Raw genomic sequence first — 14,651 nt, 5'->3', positions numbered from 1 at the left:
AAAAAGTGAGTAAGAGCAAGGATTTTATCGTTGTAAAAGGTGCTAGAGCACATAACTTAAAAAATATTGATGTAACCATTCCGAGAAATCAGCTTGTCGTTGTAACGGGATTGTCTGGTTCTGGGAAATCATCATTAGCATTTGATACGATTTATGCAGAAGGGCAGCGCAGATACGTAGAATCGTTATCTGCGTATGCGCGCCAGTTTTTAGGACAAATGGATAAGCCGGATGTGGACACGATTGAAGGATTGTCACCAGCGATTTCAATCGATCAAAAAACGACGAGTCGTAATCCGCGTTCAACTGTCGGAACGGTAACGGAGATTTATGATTATTTACGTTTATTATTTGCGCGAATTGGTACGCCAATTTGTCCAAATCATGGGATTGAAATTACATCACAAACAGTAGAGCAGATGGTAGATCGTGTTCTTGAATATCCTGAACGTACGAAATTACAAGTGTTAGCTCCTATCGTGTCGGGGCGTAAAGGTGCACATGTGAAAGTACTTGAAGATATTAAGAAGCAAGGATATGTTCGTGTACGTGTTGATGGTGAAATGCTTGATGTATCTGAAGATATTACGTTAGATAAAAATAAGAAGCATTCCATTGAAGTTGTAATTGACCGTATTGTTGTAAAAGAAGGAATCGCAAGCCGTCTTGCTGATTCACTTGAAAGTGCATTAAAGCTTGGCGGAGGCCGAGTGTTAATTGATGTAATGGGAGAAGAGGAACTTCTATTTAGTGAACATCATGCTTGTCCGCATTGTGGTTTTTCAATCGGAGAATTAGAGCCGCGTATGTTCTCATTCAACAGTCCGTTCGGAGCATGTCCTTCTTGTGATGGACTTGGTTCAAAGCTAGAGGTAGATTTAGAGCTTGTTATCCCGAACTGGGATTTATCATTAAATGAACATGCAATTGCACCTTGGGAACCGACAAGTTCACAATATTACCCGCAGCTTTTACAATCTGTATGTAATCATTACGGCGTTGATATGGATATGCCTGTGAAACATATACCAAAAGATTTATTTGATAAAGTGTTGTACGGAAGCGGGGAAGAGAAGGTTTATTTCCGCTATGTAAATGAATTTGGTCAAGTAAAGGAAAATGAGATTTTATTTGAAGGTGTTATTCCAAACATTGAACGTCGTTATCGTGAAACGAGTTCCGATTACATTCGTGAGCAAATGGAAAAGTATATGGCAGAACAAGCTTGTCCGAAGTGTAAAGGTGGACGCTTAAAGCCTGAGAGCTTAGCTGTATTTGTTGGCAATAAAACGATTGCTGACGTAACGAAGTATTCAGTTCAAGAAGTACAAGAATTCTTCTCGAATGTAGAGCTAACGGAGAAGCAACAAAAAATAGCTCATTTAATTTTAAGAGAAATTCAGGAGCGCGTTGGGTTCTTAGTGAACGTTGGTTTAGATTATTTAACGTTAAGTCGTGCCGCAGGAACTTTATCAGGTGGTGAGGCGCAGCGTATTCGTTTAGCGACGCAAATTGGTTCTCGTCTAACTGGCGTACTTTATATTCTTGATGAACCTTCAATTGGTTTACACCAGCGTGATAACGATCGTCTTATTCGTACATTGCAAGAAATGCGCGATTTAGGTAATACGTTAATTGTTGTTGAACATGATGAAGATACGATGATGGCTGCTGACTATTTACTTGATATAGGGCCTGGTGCAGGTATTCACGGTGGACAAGTCGTATCAGCAGGTACACCGGCTGAAGTGATGCAAGATGATAATTCATTAACAGGGAAGTATTTAAGCGGTAAAGAGTTTATTCCTGTTCCACTTGAAAGACGTAAAGGTGACGGAAGGAAAGTGGAAATTGTCGGCGCAAAAGAGAATAACTTAAAGAATGCGAAGATGTCATTCCCGCTTGGTACGTTTGTAGCGGTAACAGGGGTATCTGGTTCTGGTAAAAGTACGATGATTAATGAAGTACTATATAAATCGCTAGCTCAAAAGTTATATAAAGCGAAAGCGAAGCCAGGTACGCATAAAGAAATTAAAGGTCTTGAGCACTTAGATAAAGTAATCGATATTGACCAATCACCAATCGGTCGTACACCACGTTCTAATCCAGCGACGTATACAGGTGTATTCGATGATATTCGTGATGTGTTTGCACAAACGAATGAAGCGAAAGTGCGCGGATATCAAAAAGGACGTTTCAGCTTTAATGTAAAAGGTGGACGTTGTGAAGCGTGCCGTGGTGATGGAATTATTAAAATCGAAATGCACTTCTTACCAGACGTATACGTTCCGTGTGAAGTTTGTCATGGTAAACGTTACAACCGTGAAACGTTAGAAGTGAAATATAAAGATAAGAATATTTCTGAAGTGTTAGGGATGACAATTGAAGATGGAGTAGAGTTCTTCGCTAATATCCCAAAAATTAAGCGTAAACTTCAAACGCTTGTAGACGTTGGGCTTGGTTATATGAAATTAGGTCAACCAGCAACAACATTATCTGGTGGGGAAGCACAGCGTGTGAAATTAGCCTCTGAATTACACCGTCGTTCTACAGGACGTACGTTATACATTTTAGATGAACCAACGACTGGTTTGCATGCGCATGATATTGCACGTCTTCTAGAAGTGCTGCAACGTCTTGTTGAGAGCGGTGAGACGGTACTTGTAATTGAACATAATTTAGATGTAATTAAAACGGCTGATTATATCGTTGACCTTGGACCAGAGGGTGGAGATAAAGGTGGACAAATCGTTGCTTCCGGAACGCCAGAGCAAGTAGTGAAAGAAGAGCGTTCATATACAGGTAAATATTTAAAAGAGATTTTAAATCGTGATAAAGCAAGAATGAAAGAGAAAATAAAAGAAGTAGAATTATCGCAATAAGTTTATTGATGAAAACCGGGTGGAAATGACGCTCGGTTTTTATTGTATAGGGGGAGAAGATGAAGTTTTTAGAGGTGTTAAGGAAGAAAAATATGAAAGTAAGAGAGTTTCGAAGTTGGGGTGTATATTTTCGAAAGCGCTGGGAGGATCACTTTGCAAATCATTTAAGTGATGAAGAAAAAGAAGACATTTTTCTTTATGGAGATAAGTATGGATGTGGGTATCTTTGGTACATATTTAGTTATGAGAAAAAGAAGTGTTTAGAGGGTAAAGAAGCAAAGAACGCGTTTCATAATGAAGTGAAAAAGGATTGCTACATTTTCTACCAACACTGTGATGAGGTACTGTTAATAAAGGATGCGAGTTTGTTACATATGGATGATATATTGTGTGAGAGGGACGATATGTATAAGGGTGATATCTATATTGTAGATAAGGAGTTCACTTGGACTTTTGTAAAAACTCATGAACATAGATGGTGCGGCCCTTATTTTACTAAGAAATGTTAGTAGGTATACAAGCATGAAAGATAGAATAAGTTGATATAAGTGTTCGTATCATACTTGCGTTTCTTATCTATTAGCGTATGATGAAATATATATGTTTAAAAGGATGTGTAACGAAATGAGATGGATTGTATCACTTCTTGTAAATAGCGTTGTGTTAATCGCTGTATCGGGACTTTTAAAAGGGATTGCACCAGATGCATTTTACGTAGCAAATATACAAACTGCAATTATTGCGAGTATTATATTGGCGGTTTTAAATGTGTTCGTAAAGCCATTTTTAATTTTAATTACGCTACCAATTACTGTTGTAACTTTCGGCTTCTTCTTAATTGTTATTAATGCGATTACGTTAAAAATAGCAGATTCATTATTAGGAGATGCTTTTAATATATCAGGATTTGGTGTAGCGATTGTTGCGGCAATTTGTATTTCAATTTTTAATATGATAATTGAAAAGGCAATTGTTGAGCCTCTATATGAAAAAAAGAGAAAGTGACAAAAAGAAAAACATTTCATTATTCGTATGAAATGTTTTTTTCTATTTATTAGAAACCGTATTTCTTGTTTTCAGAAAAAAATGGTACAATATCCGATAGAATGGAATTTTACATCAAACGAGACTGAACCCGCAGCGGAGTGGAGGTTTATACATATGCCGAAAGTAAGGACAAAAGATTTAATTGAACAATTTCAATTGGAGTTAATCAGTGGTGAAGAAGGTATTCATCGTCCAATTGATACAAGTGATTTATCACGACCTGGAATTGAAATGGCAGGATTTTTTACATACTATCCAGCAGATCGTGTGCAGCTTCTTGGTAAAACGGAGCTTACTTTCTTTGACACGTTAACGTCAGAGCAAAAACAAGAGAGAATGAAAGCGCTTTGTACTGAGGAGACGCCATGTATTATTGTAACTCGTAATCAAGATGTACCAGATGAGTTATTACAAGCATCACGTGAATCAGGTATGCCTTTATTACGTTCTTCTCAAACGACAACGAGATTATCAAGTCGTTTAACAAACTATTTAGAAGGTAAGTTAGCACCAACAACAGCTGTTCATGGTGTGTTAGTAGATATTTACGGCGTTGGTGTTTTAATTACAGGTCAAAGTGGTGTTGGTAAAAGTGAGACAGCTCTTGAGCTTGTAAAGCGTGGTCACCGTCTTGTTGCGGATGATAGTGTAGAAATTCGTCAAGAAGATGAAGATATGTTAGTCGGAAGTTCACCAGATTTAATCGAGCATTTATTAGAAATTCGCGGTCTAGGTATTATTAACGTTATGACGTTATTCGGTGCAGGGGCAGTACGAAATTATAAGCGTATTACACTTGTTATTAATCTTGAAATTTGGGATCAAAAGAAAAATTACGATCGCTTAGGTCTTGATGAAGAGAAGATGAAAATTATTGATACAGAACTTACGAAGATTACACTTCCAGTTCGTCCTGGTCGAAACTTGGCTGTTATTATTGAAGTAGCAGCGATGAACTTCCGTTTGAAACGTATGGGAGTCAATGCAGCACAGCAGTTCTCTGAACGATTAATGAGTGCAATTGAGTTAGGAAATCAGGAGTAAACTTTGGAGAGGGAGGTCATATACATATGCTGTTAGCTTCTGTACCACAGCTTGACCGTGTAGCTATCCAACTTGGGCCGTTTCCTGTGTATTGGTACGGGATTATTATCGGTACAGGTGTGCTATTAGGTCTTTGGCTGGCAACTCGCGAGGGAGAAAGGCTAGGTATTCCAAAAGATACATTTGTTGACCTTGTATTAATTGCAGTACCGATCGCTATTCTTTTTGCGAGAATGTACTATGTTATTTTTGAATGGGAATATTACGCACAAAATCCGAGTCAAATTATTAATATTCGTCAAGGCGGTTTGGCGATTCATGGTGGTTTAATCGGAGCTGTTATTACCGGAATTCTTTTTGCGAAGCGACGCGGGGTTTCCTTCTGGAAGTTGGCTGATATTGCTGCACCAAGTATTTTACTAGGACAAGCAATTGGCCGATGGGGAAACTTTATGAACCAAGAGGCGCATGGTGATGAAGTAACGAGACAGTTTTTAGAAGGTCTTCATTTACCGGATTTCATTATTAATCAAATGTATATTGAGGGTGTGTACTATCATCCGACGTTTTTATATGAATCATTATGGAATTTTGCAGGCGTAATTTTACTACTTGCATTAAGAAAAGTGAATTTACGTCGCGGGGAGTTATTCTTCACATATTTAATTTGGTATTCAGTAGGACGCTTCTTCGTAGAAGGCTTACGTACAGATAGTTTAATGCTAGGACCACTTCGTATTGCACAAGTAATGTCAATTGGACTTGTTGTTATTTCTATTATTTTCATTATTGTGAGACGAAAAATGGGGCAAGCTGATAAAAGATATTTAGAAAATTAGAGACAAGTAGCATCTTATTATAAGATGCTGCTTCTTTCATATTCAGGAAGGCGAAAGGACTAAGGCGATGAGAATAAATACCGTGTTATTTGATTTAGATGGAACTTTAATTAATACAAATGAACTTATTATTTCTTCGTTTTTACATACTTTAAATACATATTATCCAAATCAATATAAGCGTGAAGATGTGTTGCCATTTATCGGTCCATCTTTGCATGATACTTTCAGCAAGATTGATGAAAGTAAGGTTGAAGAGATGATTACTAGCTATCGGAAATTTAACCATGATCATCATGATGAATTAGTAGAAGAATATGAAACTGTATATGAAACAGTTCGAGAGTTGAAGAAGCAAGGTTATAAAGTTGGTATTGTTACAACGAAAGCGAGACAAACCGTTGAGATGGGATTACAGTTGTCAAAGCTTGATGAATTTTTTGATGTTGTCGTGACAATTGATGATGTAGAGCATGTGAAACCACATCCGGAGCCACTTCAAAAAGCGCTTGAATTATTAGATGCAAAACCAGAAGAGGCATTGATGGTTGGGGATAATCATCATGATATTGTCGGTGGTCAAAATGCGGGGACGAAAACAGCTGCGGTTTCATGGACGTTGAAAGGTAGAGCGTATTTAGAGGCTTACAAGCCGGACTTTATGCTAGATAAAATGAGTGATTTGCTACCGATTTTGTCTAACATGAACCGTTCATAAAGGTCCAAGTAAGTTAGTAGAGGAGCGAGCTAAGTGCGACGGACAACGCGCTATCCTGTTTCAGGAGAAAATTCGTTATGGAATGTGTATAAAACAGTGTCTTTTTGGAAGGTAATGAAAAACTTTATTATTATCCAAATTGCGCGTTACACGCCATTTTTATCCGTAAAAAATTGGTTGTACCGCACTTTTTTACGGATGAAAGTAGGAAAGAAAACATCATTTGCGCTTATGGTAATGCCGGATATTATGTTCCCAGAAAAGATAACTGTGGGAGAGAATTCGATTATTGGCTATAACACAACGCTTTTAGCACATGAATATTTAATTCGTGAATATCGACTTGGCGAAATCGTCATTGGAAATGAAGTAATGATTGGAGCGAATGTAACAATATTACCAGGTGTGAACATTGGAGACGGTGCGACTGTCTCAGCTGGCACACTTGTTCATAGAGATGTACCGAGCGGTGCTTTCGTAGGTGGAAATCCAATGCGTATTATTTATACGAAAGAGCAAATGACCGCAAGAGAAGGTTCATGGTGAAAATGTAACATTTCTCCTCTTTTTTTATGAATAAAAAGGAAATAATTGAGTATAATATACTGTTTTGTTTTTTACGGAATCGTTTATACTTATAGATAGAAGAATGTGTGAACGAAGAAAACAAAAAACTGGAGGATATATGGGGAAAAATCAAAGGATATATAAGGAGAACGGACAAGTTATCTCTTTTAATCAATTAGCGGACTTCTTTTATAAAAAAGGGATGAGAGCTTACAAAGGACAAAAATTGCAAGATGCAATTAAATATTTTCGAAGAGCGGCACAAAGTGAGAAGGAGCCGTTTATTTTATGTCAATTAGCATCAGTATTATCTGAGGCTGGTGAATATCAAGAATCGAATCAAATCTTCTTAAAGTTAGTTAGATCTAATCCAGAACTTGAACAGTGCTATTATTTTATTGCAAATAATTATGCATATATGGGGTTATTTCAACAGGCGAAGAAATATGCAGATCGTTATTTAGAAGTTGCAAAAGAGAAGGAATTCGTAGAAGATACATTAGAACTTCTTGAGATTATGGAAGAAGAAGCAATGGGTGCGGAAGAGATTGAAGATGAAGATGATTTAATTGTTATGCAGGAAGAAGCGAATCGCTATATTCGTAATGGACAATTGGAAGAAGCAATTGCTACATTAGAAATTGTTACGAAAGATTATCCGGAATTTTGGTCAGGTCATAATAATTTAGCCATTGCACATTTTCAATCTGGTAATGTAGACAAAGCACTGAAGTTAACAGAAATGATTTTAGAGAAAAACCCTGGTAATATACATGCGCTTTGTAATACGCTTATTTTTCTATATTCAATTGGAGAGCATAAACAAGTAGAGGCATTAGCGGGACAGCTAGTTTCGGTATATCCGATTTCATTTGAACATCGTTTGAAACTGGGAACTACACTCGCAACAATTGGTTATTTCGAGCATGCATATAAGTGGTTCAAACTATTAAAGCGTCAAGGATATGAGGGAGACGTTAGTTTTTATTATTGGTTTGCATATTCTGCGTATATGGTGAAAGACCAGCAACTAGCTGAAAAAATGTGGCAATATGTCGTGGAATTACATCCTGATAAAAAGGGAAAAGAACCGTGGAATGCGCTGAATTTAGCAGATGAAGGGCAAAATGTGTTATTTGAAGAATTACGAAAATCATTTCAGCAAAGTGCGACGCTAGAAGAACAAATGCTAGCTTTATATTTAATGAATGAATTGTCAACGCCGGAGAAGGTTGGATTCTTCTTTGATATAACGCAAGCGAAGAACGGTGTTCCCATCGTATCGCAACTTGCAAAGTACTTCTTTTTACTTAATAGTCATAAGAGTATTCCAGCTGATTTACAGCAATTTGAGCAGTGCGCGAGAATTGCGGATGCATTATACAATTATACGAAAAAAGATGATGAATTAATCGAAGAGTGTTTACACTTTTGGTTTTGTACGTTCATACGTTTATATACATCTGGAGACATATTTACAAATGTGTACGGCTGGTCAGCTGCGATTGAATACATTGTACGCGGCGAACAAGGAAATAAAATGACACAGTCGGAGCTTGGAGATGTATATAATGTATCTGTAGCGACTGTCCGAAAGTATGTGCAAGCTGTTAAGCGTACGCACACATAAGATAAGCAAATCATTGGGAAAAAAATGATGCTAACAGTATAATGAGGGTAACTTAATTGTGTAGGAATGGATAGGAGTGAATAGTGTGTCAGAAGAAAAAATTTATGATGTCGTTATTATTGGTGCAGGACCAGCTGGTATGACAGCTGCAGTATATACATCTCGTGCAAATTTAAGCACATTAATGCTTGAGCGAGGTATTCCAGGTGGCCAAATGGCAAACACGGAAGATGTAGAAAACTACCCAGGTTATGAGTCTATTTTAGGACCAGATTTATCAAATAAAATGTTTGAGCATGCGAAGAAATTTGGTGCTGAATATGCATACGGTGATGTGAAAAAAGTCATCGATGGTAAAGAATACAAAACAATTATTGCTGGTAAAAAAGAATATAAAGCACGTGCAATTATCGTTGCAAGCGGTGCAGAGTATAAAAAAATTGGTGTACCGGGTGAAACAGAACTTGGCGGCCGCGGTGTATCATATTGTGCAGTATGTGACGGAGCATTCTTTAAAGGAAAAGAGCTTATCGTAATTGGTGGCGGAGATTCTGCTGTTGAAGAGGGTGTGTTCTTAACACGCTTCGCATCAAAAGTAACGATCGTTCACCGTCGTGACACGCTTCGTGCACAGAAAATTTTACAAGACCGTGCTTTCCAAAACGAAAAAGTAGATTTCATTTGGAATCACACTATAAAAGAAATCAACGAAGCAAGTGGTAAAGTAGGAAGTGTAACACTTGTGGACGTAAATAGTGGAGAAGAGAAAGAAGTCAAAACTGACGGCGTATTTGTATACATCGGTATGTTACCTTTATCAAAACCATTTGTTGAACTAGGTATTACAAATGAAAATGGTTACCTTGAAACGAACGAGCGTATGGAAACGAAAATCCCTGGTATTTTCGCAGCTGGTGATGTTCGTGAAAAAATGCTTCGTCAAATTGTAACTGCAACAGGTGACGGTAGTATTGCAGCGCAAAGTGCACAACATTACGTAGAAGAATTATTAGAGGAATTAAAAACTGTATCAGAAAAATAAGGGATAATATACCTTGTGAGAAGAAAGCTACCGACAGGAGCTTTCTTCTTTTTTTGTGTGAAAATGTCAAATTTTTGTCAAAAAATATAAGGATTATAAGCTTTCTTATTGATATACTGGACTTTACGGAAAAAATCACTATAAGAAATGAGGAATTTATTCAGTATGGAATGGCGTAATATATATCGTGGATTTTGTATGGGCGTTAGTGATTTAATTCCTGGTGTGAGCGGCGGTACAATCGCTGTTGTGTTAGGGATTTATGAACAATTGCTTGCGGCAATTAGTGGATTCTTTAGTCGTGAATGGAAAAAACATTTAGGATTTTTAATTCCCCTTGCAGCTGGTGTGGCAGCGGCATTTTTAACGTTAAGTCACGTTATTAAATATTTACTTGCAAATCATTATGAACCGACTCAATTTTTCTTCCTCGGTTTAATTATTAGTATATTACCGATGTTAATGAGGGAAGCTGATGCAAAGTCGTCGTTTAAAGGTAAGCACATCGTTTTATTAATAGTTGCAGCAATTCTTGTTGCGATTACAGCTTTCTTTAAACCAGATAAGGCAGCAGATCCAATTACGACTTTAACAATTTTAAATGCAATTGGTTTATTTTTCGCAGGATGGATGGCTAGTATGGCAATGCTGCTTCCTGGGATTAGTGGATCGTTTATTTTATTAATTATTGGTGTGTATCCAACAGCAATTAACGCTTTAACTACACTTAACTTACCTTTAATCGTGGTTATCGGTGCTGGTGTTATGGTTGGATTTGTTGTAAGTAGTAAAGGTATTAGTTTTTTATTAGATCGTTATAAAAGTATGACATTTGCGGCAATTATTGGACTTGTAATCGGTTCGATTGTAATTGTATTCCCTGGGATTCCGACTGGTGGATTTTCAATTATAAGTTCAATCATTACCTTTATTTTAGGATTTGCGATTGTTACTTATTTCGGTAAGAAATAAGTACTTTAATCCCCTTGGCGATAAAAAGCGTTAAGGGGATTTTTCATGCTATTCATTAAAAGTCTAAGCATTTACATTGCTTGTTATAGAAAGCTTTTTTAAAATTGCTGAGTAGCATATGCTTAGCGAAAGAGGACTGGCTCCTTCGTTGTAGCAAACTGTTTTTGATAGTATAATGAAAGAAGTATGCAGTGAGGAATTTTACTGCAAGTAGCTGAGGTGAAGAAACATGCAAAGAGTGACAAACTGTGTGTTAATTAGAGATAATGAAGTACTCTTACTCCAAAAACCTCGCCGGAATTGGTGGGTTGCACCAGGCGGGAAAATGGAGCGTGGTGAGACTGTAAGAGATTCCGTTGTTCGCGAATATCGCGAAGAAACAGGTATTTATTTGAAAAACCCAGCGTTAAAGGGGGTCTTCACCTTTGTCATCCAAGAAGGTGATAAAGTTGTTTCTGAATGGATGATGTTCTCCTTTTTAGCGACAGATTTTGCAGGAGAAAACAAACTAGAGAGCGAAGAAGGCATCATTGGTTGGCATACATTTGATAAAATTGATGATTTAGCAATGGCGCCAGGAGATTATCACATTATTGATTATTTAATTAAAGGAAATGGCATAATCTACGGTACATTTGTATATACCCCAGATTTTGAGTTGCTTTCATATCGATTAGATCCGAGTTAAACCGTCAAGGAGAGGATACGATGACAGAGAATAATGATATAAAAATGGTAATTATTACAGGGATGTCTGGAGCTGGAAAAACAGTAGCTTTACAAAGTTTTGAAGATTTAGGATATTTTTGTGTAGATAATTTACCACCGATGTTATTGCCAAAGTTTATTGAGCTTATGGCGGATTCAAAAGGGAAAATGAATAAAGTGGCACTTGGTATTGATTTACGTGGCCGCGAGTTTTTCGAACATTTATGGGGAGCACTTGATGATTTATCAGAACGTACATGGATTATTCCTCATATTTTATTTTTAGATGCGAAAGATAGTACGCTTGTAACTCGTTATAAAGAAACGAGACGTTCGCATCCACTTGCACCAACTGGTTTGCCGTTAAAGGGAATCGAAGCAGAGCGCAATTTATTAACAGATATGAAAGCACGAGCGAATATTGTGCTTGATACATCGGATTTAAAACCAAAAGAATTACGTGAAAAAATTGTTCACTTGTTCTCAACAGAAACTGAGCAAGCATTTCGTGTAAATGTTATGTCATTTGGATTTAAGTACGGTATTCCAATTGATGCAGATTTAGTATTTGATGTTCGTTTTTTACCAAATCCATATTACATTCCACACATGAAGCCATTAACAGGACTAGATGAAGAAGTTTCTTCGTATGTACTGAAATTTAATGAGACACATAAGTTTTTAGAGAAGTTGACGGATCTGATTACTTTCATGCTGCCTCATTATAAAAGAGAAGGCAAAAGTCAACTTGTAATTGCAATTGGATGTACAGGTGGACAGCATCGTTCTGTTACGCTTACAGAATACCTTGGGAAACATTTGAAACCAGAGTATAGTGTTCATGTATCTCATCGTGATGTGGAGAAGAGAAAGGGCCATTAAGGGATGAAAAAAGAGAGAAAACCTAAAATTGTCATCATGGGAGGCGGAACTGGACTCTCAGTTTTATTAAGAGGATTAAAGCAATATCCTGTTGATATTACAGCAGTTGTTACAATCGCTGATGATGGTGGCAGTTCGGGTCGATTACGTGATGAGCTAGAAATTCCACCTCCAGGTGACATCCGTAACGTACTTGTTGCGTTATCGGATGTAGAGCCACTGGTGGAAGCTTTATTTCAGCACCGTTTCACAACAGGAGACGGACTGAAAGGTCATGCGTTAGGAAATCTATTATTGGCAGGTATGACCTCGATTACAGGAGACTTTTTCCATGCAATTACAGAAACAAGTAAAGTATTAAATGTCAGAGGACGTGTATTACCAGCAGCGAATCAAAGTGCGGTACTTCATGCGGAACTTGAAGATGGGGAAATTGTAACAGGTGAATCAAAGATTCCTTATTACGGAAAGAAGATTAATCGTGTCTTTTTAACTCCAGAAGATGTAGAGCCATTGCATGAAACGTTGGCTGAGATTAAACGAGCTGATTTACTTGTTTTCGGTCCTGGCAGTTTGTATACGAGTATATTGCCCAATTTAGTTGTTAACAAAATTGGAGACGCTGTTCTTGCTGCAAAGGCGAAGAAGGTATATGTATGTAACGTTATGACACAAGCGGGTGAAACGATGGGATATACTGCTTTTGATCATGTGCAGGCGTTACACGATCATTTAGGGCAACCATTTATCAATACTGCAATTGTAAATAACCGTGAGATTCCTTGTGAATTACGTAAGTTATATGATGAAGAAATGTCTACACCAGTTGTAGTGGATGAAGAACGTTTTGTTGAAAATAATATTGATGTTATTCAAGAGGGATTAGCGAAGTATGATGATCATGTTGTAAGGCATGATACGTTAAAGTTAGCTTCGATTTTATATTCATTGTTATAAATATGCGTTGCCTCGTTTGAGGTAGCGCTCCTCATTCATATAGGACAAGAATTTTGTTCCGCAATAATCGTATAAGGAGGTGTTGACTGTGTCATTTGCATCAGAAACAAAGAAAGAGTTGACGAATCTTGAGATGAAGGAATGCTGTGAGAAAGCAGAATTATCAGCGCTACTTCGAATGAACGGGTCGCTTTCTTTTTCAAACCGTCGTCTATCTATCGATATTCAAACGGAAAATGCGGCAATTGCAAGAAGGATTTATACGCTTTTGAAAAAAGGATATGACGTGACGGTAGAATTACTTGTTCGTAAAAAAATGCGATTGAAGAAAAATAATGTATATATTGTGCGGCTTGTTGAGAAGTCTCGCGAAATATTAGCTGATCTTCATATCGTTCGAGATGACTTTTCATTTATTCGAAATATATCACAAGAACTGATTGAGAAGAAATGTTGTAAACGATCGTATTTACGCGGAGCATTTTTAGCAGGTGGTTCAGTAAATAACCCAGAAACATCATCTTATCATTTAGAAATCTTTTCGTTATATAAGGAACATAATGATGCTATATGTGAACTGATGAACGGATTTGATTTAAATAGTAAGACGCTGGAGAGAAGAAAAGGGTACATTACGTATTTGAAAGAAGCAGAAAAAATTACAGAGTTTTTAAATATTATAGGTGCTCATAATGCACTTTTAAGATTTGAAGATATTCGAATCGTACGTGATATGCGTAATTCTGTAAATCGTTTAGTGAACTGCGAAACAGCTAATTTAAATAAAACAATTGGTGCAGCACTAAGGCAGATTGAAAATATTCGTTACATTGATGAGACAGTTGGTCTTGATATATTGCCGGATAAACTACAAGAGATTGCACAATTACGAAGAGATTATCAAGATGTAACATTGAAAGAGTTAGGTGAGATGGTATCCGGGGGGAAGATTAGTAAGTCGGGTATTAATCATCGTTTGCGTAAAATCGATGAAATTGCAGAGAAATTACGCGCGGGGGAAACGGTAGCAAAAAAATAAGAGGTTAAAGGGGAAATGGAGCTGTGGTTCAAAAACGAGTTCAGGTTTCATTAAAAAACGGTTTACAAGCACGTCCGGCTGCGTTGTTTGTACAAGAGGCAAATCGCTTTCATGCAGATATCTTCATCGAGAAAGATGGAAAGACAGTAAATGCAAAGAGCATAATGGGGATTATGAGCTTAGCAATTGGAACTGGAAGCATGATAACAATTACAACAGAAGGTTCAGATGCAGAAGAGGCTTTAGAAGCATTAGCTGCATATGTACAATAAAAAGCTATCGCGTATATGCGATAGCTTTTTTGTTTTGTTGTCTGTGCGAATT

Annotated in this window: 15 protein-coding genes; all 15 read left to right on the top strand. The window is 37.2% G+C overall.

The window, feature by feature from the left end:
- Window positions 1-5: 5 nt before the first annotated feature.
- The 15 genes from uvrA to ACTFR8_RS21060 all read left to right on the top strand — a co-directional run bounded on the left by uvrA (window position 6) and on the right by ACTFR8_RS21060 (window position 14,599).
- A complete protein-coding gene (gene uvrA / locus ACTFR8_RS21130; RefSeq protein WP_000045581.1) occupies window positions 6-2,882 on the top strand; it encodes an excinuclease ABC subunit UvrA in 2,877 nt (958 codons plus the stop codon).
- Between the two features lie 59 nt (window positions 2,883-2,941).
- The gene (locus ACTFR8_RS21125; protein WP_100616812.1) at window positions 2,942-3,391 is read left to right on the top strand and encodes a DUF4275 family protein; all 450 of its coding nucleotides are present in this window, start codon (window positions 2,942-2,944) and stop codon (window positions 3,389-3,391) included.
- 115 nt (window positions 3,392-3,506) lie between these two features.
- Window positions 3,507-3,887 carry a phage holin family protein gene (locus ACTFR8_RS21120; protein ID WP_001267308.1) on the top strand — a complete coding sequence of 127 codons (381 nt, stop codon included), beginning with the start codon at window positions 3,507-3,509 and terminating at the stop codon, window positions 3,885-3,887.
- Between the two features lie 156 nt (window positions 3,888-4,043).
- Window positions 4,044-4,973, top strand: a complete 930-nt coding sequence (gene hprK, locus ACTFR8_RS21115; protein WP_001127250.1) for an HPr(Ser) kinase/phosphatase — start codon at window positions 4,044-4,046, stop codon at window positions 4,971-4,973.
- A 26-nt stretch (window positions 4,974-4,999) separates the two neighbouring features.
- The gene (lgt, locus tag ACTFR8_RS21110; protein WP_000922848.1) at window positions 5,000-5,812 is read left to right on the top strand and encodes a prolipoprotein diacylglyceryl transferase; all 813 of its coding nucleotides are present in this window, start codon (window positions 5,000-5,002) and stop codon (window positions 5,810-5,812) included.
- A 67-nt stretch (window positions 5,813-5,879) separates the two neighbouring features.
- Window positions 5,880-6,530: a pyrophosphatase PpaX gene (gene ppaX, locus ACTFR8_RS21105; protein ID WP_002097946.1), complete on the top strand. Its 651-nt coding sequence runs from the start codon at window positions 5,880-5,882 to the stop codon at window positions 6,528-6,530.
- A 33-nt stretch (window positions 6,531-6,563) separates the two neighbouring features.
- Window positions 6,564-7,076 carry an acyltransferase gene (locus tag ACTFR8_RS21100; protein WP_001255073.1) on the top strand — a complete coding sequence of 171 codons (513 nt, stop codon included), beginning with the start codon at window positions 6,564-6,566 and terminating at the stop codon, window positions 7,074-7,076.
- Window positions 7,077-7,215: 139 nt separating this feature from the next.
- A complete protein-coding gene (locus tag ACTFR8_RS21095) occupies window positions 7,216-8,727 on the top strand; it encodes a tetratricopeptide repeat protein (protein ID WP_000517720.1) in 1,512 nt (503 codons plus the stop codon).
- An 85-nt stretch (window positions 8,728-8,812) separates the two neighbouring features.
- Complete coding sequence (trxB, locus tag ACTFR8_RS21090; protein WP_001288079.1) at window positions 8,813-9,769, top strand: thioredoxin-disulfide reductase; 957 nt, start codon at window positions 8,813-8,815, stop codon at window positions 9,767-9,769.
- Window positions 9,770-9,934: 165 nt separating this feature from the next.
- The gene (locus tag ACTFR8_RS21085; RefSeq protein WP_000455196.1) at window positions 9,935-10,741 is read left to right on the top strand and encodes a DUF368 domain-containing protein; all 807 of its coding nucleotides are present in this window, start codon (window positions 9,935-9,937) and stop codon (window positions 10,739-10,741) included.
- 229 nt (window positions 10,742-10,970) lie between these two features.
- Entirely contained in the window at window positions 10,971-11,429 is a 459-nt protein-coding gene (locus tag ACTFR8_RS21080; RefSeq protein WP_001190080.1) for an NUDIX hydrolase, read from the top strand.
- A gap of 20 nt (window positions 11,430-11,449) precedes the next feature.
- Window positions 11,450-12,331, top strand: a complete 882-nt coding sequence (gene rapZ, locus ACTFR8_RS21075) for an RNase adapter RapZ (protein ID WP_000138459.1) — start codon at window positions 11,450-11,452, stop codon at window positions 12,329-12,331.
- 3 nt (window positions 12,332-12,334) lie between these two features.
- Window positions 12,335-13,288: a gluconeogenesis factor YvcK family protein gene (locus ACTFR8_RS21070; RefSeq protein WP_000712186.1), complete on the top strand. Its 954-nt coding sequence runs from the start codon at window positions 12,335-12,337 to the stop codon at window positions 13,286-13,288.
- Window positions 13,289-13,376: 88 nt separating this feature from the next.
- Window positions 13,377-14,327: a DNA-binding protein WhiA gene (whiA, locus tag ACTFR8_RS21065; protein WP_000006560.1), complete on the top strand. Its 951-nt coding sequence runs from the start codon at window positions 13,377-13,379 to the stop codon at window positions 14,325-14,327.
- Between the two features lie 23 nt (window positions 14,328-14,350).
- A complete protein-coding gene (locus tag ACTFR8_RS21060) occupies window positions 14,351-14,599 on the top strand; it encodes an HPr family phosphocarrier protein (protein ID WP_000250307.1) in 249 nt (82 codons plus the stop codon).
- Window positions 14,600-14,651 lie beyond the last annotated feature (52 nt).

Origin of the sequence: Bacillus cereus group sp. MYBK15-3 (assembly GCF_051916765.1) — a bacterium.
Taxonomy (GTDB): Bacteria; Bacillota; Bacilli; order Bacillales; family Bacillaceae_G; genus Bacillus_A; species Bacillus_A cereus.
Note: the sequence above shows the minus strand (reverse complement) of the source record. Positions and strands in the feature narration are given on the sequence as shown.

Bases quoted from the DNA above. Each gene is read 5' to 3' on its own strand.
- ACTFR8_RS21125 (WP_100616812.1), top strand. From the start codon at position 2,942: ATGAAGTTTTTAGAGGTGTTAAGGAAGAAAAATATGAAAGTAAGAGAG.
- ACTFR8_RS21120 (WP_001267308.1), top strand. From the start codon at position 3,507: ATGAGATGGATTGTATCACTTCTTGTAAATAGCGTTGTGTTAATCGCT.
- hprK (WP_001127250.1), top strand. From the start codon at position 4,044: ATGCCGAAAGTAAGGACAAAAGATTTAATTGAACAATTTCAATTGGAG.
- lgt (WP_000922848.1), top strand. From the start codon at position 5,000: ATGCTGTTAGCTTCTGTACCACAGCTTGACCGTGTAGCTATCCAACTT.
- ppaX (WP_002097946.1), top strand. From the start codon at position 5,880: ATGAGAATAAATACCGTGTTATTTGATTTAGATGGAACTTTAATTAAT.
- ACTFR8_RS21095 (WP_000517720.1), top strand. From the start codon at position 7,216: ATGGGGAAAAATCAAAGGATATATAAGGAGAACGGACAAGTTATCTCT.
- ACTFR8_RS21085 (WP_000455196.1), top strand. From the start codon at position 9,935: ATGGAATGGCGTAATATATATCGTGGATTTTGTATGGGCGTTAGTGAT.
- ACTFR8_RS21080 (WP_001190080.1), top strand. From the start codon at position 10,971: ATGCAAAGAGTGACAAACTGTGTGTTAATTAGAGATAATGAAGTACTC.
- rapZ (WP_000138459.1), top strand. From the start codon at position 11,450: ATGACAGAGAATAATGATATAAAAATGGTAATTATTACAGGGATGTCT.
- ACTFR8_RS21070 (WP_000712186.1), top strand. From the start codon at position 12,335: ATGAAAAAAGAGAGAAAACCTAAAATTGTCATCATGGGAGGCGGAACT.